This window comes from Bacillus suaedaesalsae (assembly GCF_016890225.1).
Lineage (GTDB): Bacteria > Bacillota > Bacilli > Bacillales > SA4 > Bacillus_BS > Bacillus_BS suaedaesalsae.
In genome coordinates this window covers 18,146-31,292 of record NZ_JAFELM010000035.1, presented here as the reverse complement: position 1 = coordinate 31,292, position 13,147 = coordinate 18,146, and the positions used below count along the sequence as shown (strand labels likewise).

At 36.7% G+C, this 13,147-nt stretch carries 14 protein-coding genes; 13 read left to right on the top strand and 1 reads right to left on the bottom strand.

Annotated elements, in window-relative coordinates; genetic code table 11:
• Positions 1–108 precede the first annotated feature (108 nt).
• The 7 genes from JR050_RS14070 to JR050_RS14040 all read left to right on the top strand — a co-directional run bounded on the left by JR050_RS14070 (position 109) and on the right by JR050_RS14040 (position 7,619).
• Positions 109–1,527 (top strand): PAS domain-containing sensor histidine kinase, encoded by a 1,419-nt coding sequence (locus tag JR050_RS14070; protein ID WP_204204138.1) that lies wholly within the window; start codon positions 109–111, stop codon positions 1,525–1,527.
• A 99-nt stretch (positions 1,528–1,626) separates the two neighbouring features.
• Positions 1,627–2,568, top strand: coding sequence for an ATP-grasp domain-containing protein (locus JR050_RS14065; protein ID WP_204204137.1), 942 nt, complete (start codon positions 1,627–1,629; stop codon positions 2,566–2,568).
• A 137-nt stretch (positions 2,569–2,705) separates the two neighbouring features.
• Positions 2,706–3,263 carry a DNA-3-methyladenine glycosylase I gene (locus JR050_RS14060; protein ID WP_204204136.1) on the top strand — a complete coding sequence of 186 codons (558 nt, stop codon included), beginning with the start codon at positions 2,706–2,708 and terminating at the stop codon, positions 3,261–3,263.
• A gap of 125 nt (positions 3,264–3,388) precedes the next feature.
• Positions 3,389–3,865, top strand: a complete 477-nt coding sequence (locus JR050_RS14055; RefSeq protein WP_204204135.1) for a Cir/Yir/Bir family protein — start codon at positions 3,389–3,391, stop codon at positions 3,863–3,865.
• A 211-nt stretch (positions 3,866–4,076) separates the two neighbouring features.
• Positions 4,077–5,273, top strand: coding sequence for a S1C family serine protease (locus tag JR050_RS14050; RefSeq protein WP_204204134.1), 1,197 nt, complete (start codon positions 4,077–4,079; stop codon positions 5,271–5,273).
• 271 nt (positions 5,274–5,544) lie between these two features.
• Positions 5,545–6,225: a response regulator transcription factor gene (locus JR050_RS14045; RefSeq protein ID WP_204204133.1), complete on the top strand. Its 681-nt coding sequence runs from the start codon at positions 5,545–5,547 to the stop codon at positions 6,223–6,225.
• Positions 6,222–7,619, top strand: a complete 1,398-nt coding sequence (locus JR050_RS14040; protein WP_204204132.1) for a sensor histidine kinase — start codon at positions 6,222–6,224, stop codon at positions 7,617–7,619. The genes JR050_RS14045 and JR050_RS14040 overlap by 4 nt, the downstream gene beginning before the upstream one ends.
• 57 nt (positions 7,620–7,676) lie before the next feature.
• On the opposite strand, the gene JR050_RS14035 is transcribed toward JR050_RS14040, so the two are convergent.
• Positions 7,677–8,153 (bottom strand): spore coat protein, encoded by a 477-nt coding sequence (locus JR050_RS14035; protein WP_204204208.1) that lies wholly within the window; start codon positions 8,151–8,153, stop codon positions 7,677–7,679.
• Positions 8,154–8,491: 338 nt separating this feature from the next.
• Here JR050_RS14035 and JR050_RS14030 point away from each other — a divergent pair, with 338 nt between their 5' ends.
• The 6 genes from JR050_RS14030 (at position 8,492) to JR050_RS14005 (ending at position 13,020) form a co-directional block, all read left to right on the top strand.
• Entirely contained in the window at positions 8,492–9,523 is a 1,032-nt protein-coding gene (locus JR050_RS14030; protein ID WP_204204131.1) for an acyltransferase family protein, read from the top strand.
• A 181-nt stretch (positions 9,524–9,704) separates the two neighbouring features.
• Entirely contained in the window at positions 9,705–10,973 is a 1,269-nt protein-coding gene (locus JR050_RS14025; protein WP_204204130.1) for a molybdopterin molybdotransferase MoeA, read from the top strand.
• Positions 10,958–11,464: a molybdopterin-guanine dinucleotide biosynthesis protein B gene (mobB, locus tag JR050_RS14020; protein ID WP_239454410.1), complete on the top strand. Its 507-nt coding sequence runs from the start codon at positions 10,958–10,960 to the stop codon at positions 11,462–11,464. The genes JR050_RS14025 and mobB overlap by 16 nt, the downstream gene beginning before the upstream one ends.
• Before the next feature lie 2 nt (positions 11,465–11,466).
• Complete coding sequence (locus JR050_RS14015; protein WP_239454409.1) at positions 11,467–11,940, top strand: molybdenum cofactor biosynthesis protein MoaE; 474 nt, start codon at positions 11,467–11,469, stop codon at positions 11,938–11,940.
• Positions 11,933–12,166 (top strand): molybdopterin converting factor subunit 1, encoded by a 234-nt coding sequence (moaD, locus tag JR050_RS14010; RefSeq protein WP_204204128.1) that lies wholly within the window; start codon positions 11,933–11,935, stop codon positions 12,164–12,166. Before JR050_RS14015 ends, moaD begins: the two co-directional genes overlap by 8 nt.
• Before the next feature lie 92 nt (positions 12,167–12,258).
• Positions 12,259–13,020 carry a Nif3-like dinuclear metal center hexameric protein gene (locus JR050_RS14005; protein ID WP_204204127.1) on the top strand — a complete coding sequence of 254 codons (762 nt, stop codon included), beginning with the start codon at positions 12,259–12,261 and terminating at the stop codon, positions 13,018–13,020.
• Positions 13,021–13,147: the final 127 nt, after the last annotated feature.

Sequence of the window (13,147 nt, the reverse complement as noted above, 5' to 3'; positions counted from 1 at the left end):
GTATGAAAAATTGAAAATGATAGCAAGATGATAAAATAGTAACTTTCATTATGAGAGCAATAATGGTAGCATACAATCATTCGAAGTTTCAACTTTCGTGGAGGAATTATGAGAGAAAAAGCCATGTTCAAGCAAATATTTTATCAATCTAGTGTGCCGCAATTAATTGGCTCTATTGATTTTAAAAGAATAGAGATGAATGATGCCTTTTATGAGTATATCGGATATTCTAAAGAGGAATTTTCCAATATGACCATTCCCGAAATTTCGTATCCTGAAGATTTATTATTAGATCAACAATTGTTTTCGGAACTGATTAATCGACAACGAAAAAAATATCAAATGGAAAAAAGATATATTCATAAATCTGGTGAAATTATTTGGGGAATGCTTCATGTTAGCCTAATTGATGTTGAAGATGTTTCATTTGTACATGGACAAATTATGGATATTACAGAAAAGAAGTTAATCGAAGATACATATCGGATCAATGAAAAAAAGTACCGTATTCTTGCGGAGAATTCTTCAGACATGATCATCATGCATGATGTAGATGGTACGTATTTATATGTTTCACCATCAGTAGAAAGCATACTAGGATATGAACCTGATCAAATTATTGGCCTTTCTCCTTATATGTTTATGCATCAAGATGACATTAGAAAGATAAAAGAACAACACATGCAAGCCTCTCAAAAAAAAGAAACCGTTATTATGACATACAGGGCTCGAACGAAATCAGGTAACTATATATGGATTGAGTCTGCGGTAAAACCAGTGCTTCATGAAATAACAGGAGAAATGACAGAACTAATTTCTGTCTCAAGGAATATTCAACAACGACTTGAAACTGATTCCTTAATAAGGAAATCCGAAAAATTGGCAGTTGCTGGTCAACTAGCTGCAGCGGTTGCTCATGAAATTCGAAATCCTTTAACCTCTATAAAGGGCTTTATTCAACTGTTTCATGCCTCAAATGAATCTTGTTCACCGGAGTATACGGGTCTAGTACTTGATGAGTTAAAGCGGGTCGAAGAGATCATTTCTGAGTTTCTTACAATGGCAAAACCCCATCAAGAGGTAATGAAGCAGATCAATATTAGTGCAGTTGTCACACAAGTTGTTCAACTATTGAAAACACAAGCATTGCTTGATAATAAGGAAATCATACTTGAGATTTATGATCGACTCCCACTTGTAATAGGAGATTCTAGCCTCCTGAAGCAAGTATTTATTAATATCATACAAAATGCATTAGAAGCTTCAAAAGCAGATGGTTATGTCCAAGTACTTGTTCATTCACATGACGATGAAATTGCCATCATCATTCGTGATCAAGGGATTGGGATATCAAAAGAAAGACTACTGAAACTTGGTGAACCGTTTTATTCTACAAAGGAAAAAGGAACCGGTTTAGGTCTTATGACATGCTATCGAATTATCGAACAACATAACGGGAAAATAAAGATACAGAGTGAAGAAGGGGAAGGGACGACCGTAACCATTTTCCTTCCTATGAATAAGTAAAAGAAGGAGAAAAAGATTTACTTCTTTTTTAATTGTTTAAAACATACTTTTGTGATAAGTTTACTTGTGTTTAAATCCTTAATAGAGAGGAAATGTTTGATGAAAAAAATATATATCATTCATGAGAATAGCGATTGGACTATACACTTAACGAACCGTTTAACTGAACTGGGACTTCCGTTTGAAGAATTACACATGGCTGAAGGATTAATCAACTTATCTTCAGTACCACCCACGGGTGTTTATTATAATCGAATGAGTGCATCTTCTCATACTCGGGGACACCGATATGCACCAGAACTAACATCTGGACTACTTGCTTGGTTATCACGACATAATCAACCTGTTTTCAATGGATGTCGTGCACTACAATTAGAATTAAGTAAAGTATTGCAATATTTGGAGTTAAATAAGTTCGGTATACAAACACCGAAAACAATTGCGGCAACAGGAAAAGCGCAAATTGTAAGTGCTGCAGAGAAGTTTGGTGTAACAAGAATGATTACGAAGCATAACCGTGCTGGAAAAGGACTAGGTGTGCAGTTATTTAACGATTTTGATAGTTTACAAAACTATGTATATAGTGATCAATTTGAAGAACCAATTGATGGTATTACATTAATACAAGAATATATTGAATCTCCTGATGCATCGATTACTCGCTGTGAATTTGTTGGAGGGAAATTTGTATATGCAGTTCGTGTTGATACATCGGAAGGCTTTGAACTATGTCCTGCCGATGCATGTCAAATAGGTGACTTATTTTGCCCAGTAGGTGAAGAAGTAGAGGAAAAGCCTAAATTTGAAATCATTGAAAACTTTGATGACCCGATTATTGATTTATATGAAGCATTTCTGGAAGCAAACGATATCCATGTAGCGGGTATAGAGTTTATTCGAAATAAAGAAGGCGTCATCTATACGTATGATGTTAATACAAATACGAATTATAACAGTGATGCTGAAGAAAAGGCTGGAAAGTATGGAATGCTAGAATTAGCGAAGTTTCTAGGGAAAGAGCTACAGAAAGTTAGGGACTAACCTTTGAGGTTGGTCTTTTTGTAGTTTTTGAAGTAGCTTTACCAATTAAAATTAATAATCGTTTCACAAACTTTCAACAATTACTCGCAATTTGATATACTAGAAAATATGTTCGTATTATAAGGAGTGAAATGCACGTGAGTAGGTGTGGTTGGGTGAATGAAGATCCGCTTTACATGGATTATCATGACAATGAATGGGGAGTTCCAGTTTATGATGATCAAAAATTGTTTGAGCTTTTAAATTTAGAGGGAGCACAAGCTGGCTTGAGTTGGTATACCATCTTAAAAAAACGAGATCATTACCGTGTGGCATTTGATCATTTTGATCCGATAAAAATCTCGAACTACAATGATGAAAAAGTAGAAGAGTTACTTCAAAATGCAGGTATTGTTCGAAATAAACTAAAAATTAATGCAGTCATTACAAATGCGAAAGCATACTTGAAAATTGTTGAGGAATACGGTTCTTTTCGTGATTATATTTGGTCGTTTGTAGGTGGAATGCCTATTCAAAACCATTTTAATGATTTGTCTGAAGTGCCGGCAACATCAGAGATTAGTGACAAGATGAGCAAGGATCTAAAAAAAAGGGGATTTAAGTTTGTTGGTAGTACGATTTGTTACGCTTATATGCAAGCAACTGGAATGGTGAATGACCATATTACGACATGCTTTTGCTACAATAAAAAATAAACATGACGATTCTCCGTGTTAAGCTAACACGGTGTTTTTTTTATGGTTACGTCATTTCATTTTTGGCAAGTATGTATAGTATAAGGACTTTTGGGCACTATCAGCCGGTGGAAAGGGGCACATACTTGAATCGAAAAATACTATTTTTACTAAGCAATATGGTGCTTTCATGGATCTCTCTTCTTTTTATTGGGAAAAAAGGAATAAGTAAATATGGAATTGCAAGTTTGCTTCTTACGATTATGATGCAAGCTCAATTTGCAGTTGCTACTAAGAACCACTGGTTGTGGTTTTATAAAACCAGGTTTCTTGAAGGGAGCATTCCCTTTCATATAGGCCCGTATTTAGCGAGTTGTTTATGGATGTTAAAACTTACATTTGGAAAGGTAAAATCCTTTCTACTTGTGAATTCAGTTGTGAATTTCGTACTTGCTTACCCAGGAGTGTGGTTGTTCCAAAAGCTACGCATTGCAGAATTAGGGAAAATGAAGAGGAGTCAATATTTCACTTTCATGATGATAAATGGTTTATTATTATATTTTATTCAGTATGTACTTGAACGAATAAAGTGCTCTAAACGGCTTAGAAATGTGAAATGGTAGAATCTCCGTCGTTATTCCATTTTTAATTGACCAGTTAAACAATAGTTGATTTCCGTTACAATCAACTATTGTTTCAAAATCAACATAGATAGTAAGCACAGCCTTTTAATGATAAAATTCTAATCAATTTCTAATCTTTCTTTCAGTTTATTTTAAGGATATCGAAGTACTATATGATTAACAGAGTTGTAAAAAAGGAGTTTGAAGCAAAATGGGTTATTATGATGAACATACACAGTTACGTCTTGGACGAAAGAGAAAGTTTCCAACAACGTTTGTCTCAAGTTTAGCAGCTGCTTGCATTGGATCAGCCGTTACACTTGCGGTTGTATCTCCAAACAGTTTAGAGAATAAGATTTCAGATACAAAAAGTCAGGCGGATGTTCCAGCAATGACGAATTCGATTGAAACGGTAAGTATGAATTTTGAAACGCAAATTACAAAAGCAATAGAAAAAGCAAGTGGTGCCGTAGTAGGAGTCATTAATATTCAAAATAATCGTATGCTACAGCCAGACCAAGAGGCAGGAACTGGATCTGGTGTTATTTATAAGAAAGAAGATGGAAAGGCTTACGTTGTAACGAATAGTCATGTTGTTAACGGAGCAAGTAAAATTGAAATTAGTTTAGAAGATGGAAAGCGCGTATCAGGTAAACTGCTAGGTGAGGATATATATATGGACCTAGCTGTAATTGAAATTGATGCTGCTGAAGTTAAGCATGTTGCAACATTTGCATCCTCAGATAATATTAAACTAGGTGAACCTGTTCTTGCGATTGGTAATCCACTAGGTCTTGAGTTTTCTGGTTCGGTGACGCAAGGGATCATCAGTGGGTTAGACCGTTCTATACCCGTTGACTACAATCAAGACGGCTCAGCTGATTGGGAAGCGGATGTCTTGCAGACTGATGCTGCGATTAACCCTGGTAACAGTGGAGGTGCACTTGTTAACGCAAATGGAGATGTAATCGGAATTAACTCGATGAAGATTAATCAAACATCTGTTGAAGGTATTGGATTTTCCATTCCCATTTCAATTGCCATTCCAATCATTGAAAGTCTAGAGGTTCATGGCAAAGTAATTCGTCCATACTTAGGAGTAGCAACTCGTTCGTTAGCAGATGTAGCAAGCTATCACTGGCAGCATACATTCAAATTGCCAAGTGATGTAACGGAAGGAGTGTTTATCGAACAAGTAGGACCTAACTCACCTGCTGCTAAAGCTGGGTTACAAGAGCTGGATGTTATTGTGAAGTTAGACGGTGAAAAAATCGAATCCATGGTCCAGCTGAGAAAATATTTATACCAAAAGAAAAAGGTAGGAGATACGATCTCAATTTCCTATTATCGAAATGGTGAATTAACTGAAACGAAAATGACACTTGAATCTATACCTGGAGAATCATAAGTGAAAATTGAAGCTATCATCAATAGGTGATAGCTCTTTTTATAATGGCTCTTTTCGTAACATTGGTTACATGAAAATCTATAATCGTTTGAGATTCTCATTGCTTTGACGAAAAGATGCCTCCGAAACCTTTCTCAATACTTATATCCAGACTTGTTCAAAAACCAGCAATCTATGCGAAAACAGTCTTTATAACAAAAGCCGATAGTACCACAGCCTTAACAAAAAGATATATAATAAAAAGCAAAGAACTAAAGTGAGCGTGACAAGAATGAAACGAATTTTAATTATAGAAGATGAGAAGAATATCACTCGCTTTCTTGAACTTGAGCTGATGTATGAAGGCTATGAAGTGGAGACGGCAGACAATGGTCGAACTGGATTAGCGAAGGCTCTTGATACAGAGTGGGATTGTATTTTACTAGATTTGATGCTTCCTGAGTTAAACGGGGTGGAAGTGTGCAGAAGAATTCGGAGTGTCAAAACAACACCTATTATTATGATCACAGCACGAGATAGTGTGATGGATAAAGTGTCTGGTCTAGATAGCGGAGCTGATGACTATATTGCAAAACCATTTGCGATTGAAGAGTTGCTTGCTAGATTACGAGCGTTATTACGACGAACACAACCTAATAGTCAAACAACGAATGAAGAAATGGTAACGTATCGAAACTTAACGCTTGAAGTACAAGCAAGGCAAGTAAAAAAGGATGGAGAGATTATCGAGTTAACGAAGAGAGAGTACGAACTATTATATGTACTAATGATCAACAAAAATATTGTGATGTCACGTGAAACGCTCTTAAATAAAGTCTGGGGTTATGAATCAGAAGTGGAGACAAATGTTGTAGATGTGTATATTCGTTACCTGCGTCATAAGCTCGATTCAAATGAAGCTGAAAGCTTTATTCAAACGGTACGTGGTACTGGCTACGTGATGCGATCATGAAAAAGCTGATCCGTTATTTTCGAAATGTTCCGTTAAGGTGGAGACTTACTTTTTCGTCTTCGGTCTTAATGTTTATTACATTCTTAGTATTTAGCTTTGTACAATATGAGCTTCTATATAATTGGCTTCTATCACAGGAAAAAGAAGCAGTAATAAAAACGAAAGAAGAAGTAGCGGCCTATTATGAACAAGCAAACCGACCGTTCCAAGAAATTAATCGTAACGATATGGAAACGCTACTGCTGAAACTAAACGATCGCCACCAACTCATTCGCATTTTGGATATGAATCAAGACTTAATGATCTCTGTTTCCAATGAATTTCCGAAAAAGCTATCAATTGCCAATTACCCATCACGAGAGGGAATTGAGGAAATCCGAGTCGAAGGTGAGCATTATATTGTCACATGGGTGCATATTCAAACTCGTTCGTTTCAAGGGACTGTTGAAGTCGTTCGGAACTTAACTACGTTTCATGAAGTGACAAAAATTATTTTATGGATTACGATAGGCTTTGCCATTGCAACGATGATCATTAGTATACTTAGCGGTATATTAATTTCAAGGCAATACATTACACCATTAAAAGAGTTAAACCATGCAATGATTAAAATAAAAGATGAAGGGTTCCAGACGCGAGTGAAAGAAACTCAACTTCATGATGAAGTAACAGAACTCACTCGTATTTTTAACGGAATGATGGATACAGTCGAAGATACTATTAATCAGCAAAAACAATTTATTGAGGATGCTTCCCATGAGCTACGTACACCGATTGCTGTTTTAGAAGGACATTTATCTATGCTGAATCGTTGGGGGAAGAACGATTCTGAAGTATTAGATGAGTCGTTGCAGGCGAGTATGCAAGAGGTAACGAGACTCCGTAAACTTGTGCTTGAGTTATTAGAGTTAACTCGTTCAGAAGCAATTCTTCCATCTGATATTGAACCCATCGAGGTATCTGAGATTATTGAGCAATTAACGAAAAACGTAGCTGTGTTACATCCTGATTTTCACATTACCTTTGAAGATGTCACAACTGGAATGCTAAAAGTGAGTATATCGAGGCATCATCTTGAACAGATTATTATGATCTTGCTAGATAATGCAGTGAAATACTCTGCTGACGCAAAATATATCCAAGTTCTAGTATCGAATAAGGATGAAAATGTCATCATTGAAGTTAAAGATGCGGGTATTGGTATCCCAAGTGAAGACCTAGGTAAAGTGTTTAACCGTTTTTATCGAGTAGATAAGGCGAGGAGTCGAGAAGGCGGAGGTACGGGACTTGGATTGGCCATAGCGAAACGCCTTGTCGAGAAGTATAACGGTGAGATTATGGTGACAAGTCAAGAACAACAAGGTACGACCTTTACAATCATATTGAAGAAATAGTGCAACATAAAAAGCATTGGTCCTGGGTCAATGCTTTTTATGTTGATTTACTAGTTATTACATAGATAGTGCTTTATGAGCCAACGTTACATCGTGTTCAAGAAGTGTTTTAAGGTCATAGGAAGGATACAAACCTTCTTTGTACATGAACATAAAAATCTGCTCGTGTAGTTTAATCATTATATTAAGCTGCTTGGTTAAGACGTCACGCAGCTGCGGAGTAGCTGTTTCAGTTATGGCAACTGCATAGTTACGGACACCTGACTTCGTGAAAGCCAGCAAATCTCCGGCAAAGAAACCAACGTCATTGCGATATTCACTCGAATGACCAGGCTTAGGAGCATAAGGGTAAAACTGCATAAGCTCTTTTATACTAGTTTCTAGTGCCTCAATCGACTTCGTATAAATCCCTTTTAATTCTGTATCTTCAATTTCTTCTATTCCTTTTTTCAACTTCATCAATCCAATTGAGTTATAAGCTGTAATTTCATGTAATTCCAATGTTTCATGCCATGCTAACGTTTTTTGTTCCATTCCATTCACTTACCTCTCCCTTAATGTTCTTTACAAAGCTAACCTATGAGAATTGGTGATCTCTTGTAGCTTATTCTATTAAAAATGGGCGTTTAAAGGTTCCTGATTGCGGGTAAATAAATTGATATTCTAATCTAATTTGGTTTTGAAAGTCTAAAAGACTATGCTTATTGTCCGCCTTGGATACTGGAGTGCAAAAGCTATTTTACAATATCATGACGAAATGATTACAATGGTCGGTTTACAGTCAAACTCTTCGAAACTTATAGAGACAAGGCAGTTTCAATCAAACAAAATTGCACTAACAAGTTGTCTACAAGACGTATGTGGAGGTCACCATGAATAAAAGAGACGCTTATTATGATAATGCAAAATTTTTATTAATCTTTTTGGTTGTATTTGGACATTTTATCCAATCTTATGTAAACGATAATAAAATTGTATTAACGTTATATAACACCATCTATTTGTTTCACATGCCAGCGTTTATTCTCATATCTGGCTATTTTGCAAAAGGGTTTAAAAAAGAAGGTTACTTGAAAAGTGTCGCGAAAAAGTTGATATTGCCGTATTTAGTTTTTCAAGGTATCTACTCATTTTTTTACTACTTTATTCAAGGGAGAGAAGTCTCTTCCGTTAATCCATTGGATCCACATTGGTCGTTATGGTTTTTGATTAGTTTGTTTTTCTGGAATGTTATGCTGTATGGCTATACGAAGTTAAAGCCTGGTTATGCAATATTTATAGCTATCACACTAGGTGTATTAGTTGGATATGTAAACGAAGTGAATTCATTTTTAAGTCTTTCCCGAACTTTCGTATTCTTTCCATTGTTTTTAGTCGGATACTTTTTAAATAGAGAGCAATTCAAAAAAATACGAGAAACAAAGATTAAGATTTTTTCTGTTAGTGTTCTAGTGGTTACGTTTATTTGCTTCTATTTTTACACAGGGTTTGAGCATCAATGGTTATTTGGTTCAAAACCATACGTAGTACTCGATGCATATGGTTTAACAGGTGCTTTAACTAGACTAGGAGTGTACGCACTTTCGTTTTTAACAACGATGAGTTTTTTAGCGTTAGTACCTTCTAGGGAGATGTTCTTTACGAAGTGGGGAACAAGAACACTTTATGTGTATCTACTACATGGCTTTTTCATTAAGTCGTTTAGAAACAGTAGCTTAGTAAATGTCTTAAATGAATCAGAGCAGATTATTGTCATGTCCATTGTTTCGCTTATTTTGACCATCCTTCTCTCAAGTGACTTTATCAGAACAACGACGCAACCTTTTATTGAGATGAAGATATCGGCTTTAAAAAGATGGGCCGAACGAGTGCAAGGGGATCATGGACGGTTACAAAATCGATAGTATGAACGGGATCATGTACAGTGATCCTGTTTTTTTTATTTTGAATGGAATGAATGTGTTTTTTTTTTCGACAAAATTCGGGTGGTGCCTGGCACCGCCCAAATTTTTTTATGCATGAAAAGTGAAACGGACGTGGATTTATGCTAAATTAACTAATATTAGATTTTTTTGAGGTGACCTTATGGTTGAAATTAGAAAACCGATTTCTGTAGGAGAAGCGGTTCATCGTGTTATAAATTTTGCGAAGCAGGGAGAAAGTGAGTTAGTTCCTATATATAATGCTTATCATCGTTATTTAGCTGAAGATTTAGTTGCGACACATCATGTGCCACCATTTGATCGATCTCCTTATGATGGTTTTGCTATTCGTGCTGAAGATAGTACACTTGCAAATATAGATAATTCAGTGGAATTTGAAGTGATAGAGGAGATTGGGGCTGGGGCTGTTGCAGGAAAGGTAGTATTACCTTTCCAAGCAGTTCGTATTATGACAGGTGCACAAATGCCGAAAGAATGTAATGCAGTTGTCATGCTTGAATTAGCAAAGGAAACGGAACGTGATGGTAAGAAATATATATCAATAAAGCGTGCGTATAAACCAGGTGATAATATTTCCTTTGAAGGTGAAGATACCCAAAAAGGAACAGTGCTAGTAGAAAAGGGTACTAAAATTAATCCTGGTATACAAGCGCTCTTGGCAACCTTTGGATATGCAGAGGTGAAGGTAGCCAAGAAACCGAAGATCGGTGTTTTTGCGACGGGTACAGAGTTATTGGATGTAGCGGATACTCTTGAACCAGGGAAAATTCGAAACAGTAATTCATACATGGTATGTGCCCAAATCGAAAGAAGAGGTGCAGACGCGAGTTATCTTGGGATGCTGCCAGATGATTTTGAGTATTGCTATGACAAGGTTGCGAACGCTCTTCAAGAAGTAGACATGCTCATCACAACAGGTGGAGTTTCGGTTGGTGATTATGATTATTTGCCCGATATTTATGAAAGGCTGGGTGCTAACGTCTTATTTAATAAGGTTGCAATGAGACCTGGTAGTGTAACGACGGTAGCAGAGTTGAATGGAAAATTACTATTTGGATTATCTGGTAATCCTTCTGCCTGCTATGTAGGGTTTGAACTTTTTACTAGACCTGTTATTCAAACGTATTTATTCAATACAAAGCCACATTTACAAAAGGTACAAGCTATGTTGAACGCAAATTATCCGAAGCCTAATCCGTTTACTCGTTTCGTTCGTAGTCGTCTTGACTTTACGAATGGACAGCTATCAGTGGCTCCGAGCGGGTTTGATAAATCGAATGCTGTATCGTCTTTAGCAACAGCAAATGCCTTAATGATGCTGCCCGGTGGAACTCGGGGATTTGAAAAAGGAAGACAGGTAGATGTACTTTTATTAGAAGTAGATGAAGGAAGTGAATGGCCTTGGGGATAAAGGTCCTGCAAGTAGTAGGCTTTCAAAACAGCGGGAAAACAACGCTCGTCACAAAGCTCATTCATAAGCTAACAGAAGAAGGCATTAAGGTCGGAACAATTAAGCACCACGGTCATGGTGGAAAACCAGCGATAGGTGACCAAGGAAAGGATACAGGCCTACATCGTAAAGCGGGAGCTTCTGTTGTTGCAGTAGAAGGAGAAGGCACGATTCACCTTACTGCTGATGCTTCTTTGACGTTAGACAATATGCTAGCTCTTTATGAAATGTTGTTTGTGGATATTGTGCTTGTTGAAGGGTATAAAAATGAACGTTATCCGAAGGTCGTGTTGCTTCGAGACAAAGAAGATCTGAAGTTGATTAAAGACTTATCCAATATTGAGGCAGTCATTTCAGTTGAATCACTTGGAGAATTGAAATATCCGTATTTTACGAGAAAAGAAGAAGCAGCATACTTAACTTATTTAATGAATGCTGTGAGAGGACAATGAACTTGGAACTAAAACGTTTTGAAGTGATAAATGAACCAATTCAAACACAATTAATAATTGATAAAGTAGTAGACCGAAATGCAGGGGCGATCACAACGTTTATCGGGACAGTTCGGGAATTAACTAAAGGAAAGAAAACTCTTTACTTACAATATGAATCATACGTACCGATGGCAGAGAAAAAGCTTGAGCAAATTGGAACTGAGATTCAAGAGAAATGGCCAGAAGCAAAGGTTGCGATTACACACCGAATTGGTCGATTAGATATTTCCGATATTGCCGTTGTAATTGCCGTTTCCACACCACATCGCAAAGATGCGTATGAGGCAAATGAATACGCAATTGAACGAATTAAAGAAATTGTACCGATATGGAAAAAGGAACATTGGGAAGATGGAGAGATGTGGATTGGCGATCAACGTGAGACGATAGCTTATCCAAAAGGGCACCCAGAGGAGGAAGACATCATTGATTAATGTGTTATTATTTGCGCACTTAAAAGATCAAGTTGGCACAGACCGACTAACATTAGACCAAGAACAAATGACAGTTAAAGAACTGCTTGAATTGTTAATGGACAAGCACTCGTTAACAAATGTAGAAAATGTCATGGTTGCAATAAACGAAGAATATTCAGTTGAAGAAGATATCATCAAAGCTGGTGATACAGTTGCACTTATTCCGCCAGTGAGTGGTGGGTGATTGATGAGCACTTATTTAAGTGCTTTTTTCTGTTTTACTACCTGTTTTCTTATGTTACGATGTAAGAAATTGGTTAAGTGGGGTAGGGAAATATGAAGTTAGAACAATTTAAAGAAACAATAGAAAACCTCTTTGGAACAGAGCTTTTACAACAGTTTCATGATGACTTCGGTTATACAAATACATCGAATACAACGATTTCAAAAGTTGGCTATTCAACCAATCTTTCTCTCGAGGTGATCGAGAGAGCAGCAGTAGAAAAGGTGGATTTGTTGGTTACACATCATGATGCTTGGGATTTTATATATGGCTTACAAGAAGCTTGTGTTAAAAAGCTTGAGGAATATAATATCAGTCACTTCTGGATTCATGGTCCTTTGGATTACATTGACTTTGGTACATCTACTGCCTTAATGAATGAATTACGTGTAGATACCGTCATTCGTCATTCCATGTATATAGAGGGGGATATCCCAGGCATTGGGAAGTTTACAGACCCCATCGAATTTGACAAACTTGTAGAACGAATGACTACTGCGTTAGACGAGCCAGTTCGCGCTTGGAAAAACAATCAAAAGAAAGTTAAAAAAATTGGTATTCTCACAGGTGCTGGACATTCTACAGATAACATACGAAAAGCGTTCGAAGAGGGTTGTGATACATACATAACAGGTGAAGCAACTCTATACACGATACAGTACGCACAGTTCATAGGTATAAATCTATTAGTTGGTAGTCATACGTTCACAGAAATCTTTGGAGTTGAAAGTTTAGTGAAGAAACTTCAAGAGAATCATCTAGATTTAACAATTGTACGTATAGAAGAAGAACACTTTGAGCTGACTCGAAGCTAACATCCATAAGGTTGTTGATTTTTATCGGCGAAAAGTTACCTTAATCGGCGAAAGAGTTTTATTTCGGCGATTTTTTACTGTTTTTCGGCGGAAACTACAAGCTTATCGGCGATTTTGAAAGATTTAT

Coding starts and splice junctions, on each gene's coding strand:
- JR050_RS14070 (WP_204204138.1), top strand. CDS start 109: ATGAGAGAAAAAGCCATGTTCAAGCAAATATTTTATCAATCTAGTGTG.
- JR050_RS14065 (WP_204204137.1), top strand. CDS start 1,627: ATGAAAAAAATATATATCATTCATGAGAATAGCGATTGGACTATACAC.
- JR050_RS14050 (WP_204204134.1), top strand. CDS start 4,077: ATGGGTTATTATGATGAACATACACAGTTACGTCTTGGACGAAAGAGA.
- JR050_RS14045 (WP_204204133.1), top strand. CDS start 5,545: ATGAAACGAATTTTAATTATAGAAGATGAGAAGAATATCACTCGCTTT.
- JR050_RS14040 (WP_204204132.1), top strand. CDS start 6,222: ATGAAAAAGCTGATCCGTTATTTTCGAAATGTTCCGTTAAGGTGGAGA.
- JR050_RS14035 (WP_204204208.1), bottom strand. CDS start 8,153: ATGGAACAAAAAACGTTAGCATGGCATGAAACATTGGAATTACATGAA.
- JR050_RS14030 (WP_204204131.1), top strand. CDS start 8,492: ATGAATAAAAGAGACGCTTATTATGATAATGCAAAATTTTTATTAATC.
- JR050_RS14025 (WP_204204130.1), top strand. CDS start 9,705: ATGGTTGAAATTAGAAAACCGATTTCTGTAGGAGAAGCGGTTCATCGT.
- mobB (WP_239454410.1), top strand. CDS start 10,958: ATGGCCTTGGGGATAAAGGTCCTGCAAGTAGTAGGCTTTCAAAACAGC.
- JR050_RS14005 (WP_204204127.1), top strand. CDS start 12,259: ATGAAGTTAGAACAATTTAAAGAAACAATAGAAAACCTCTTTGGAACA.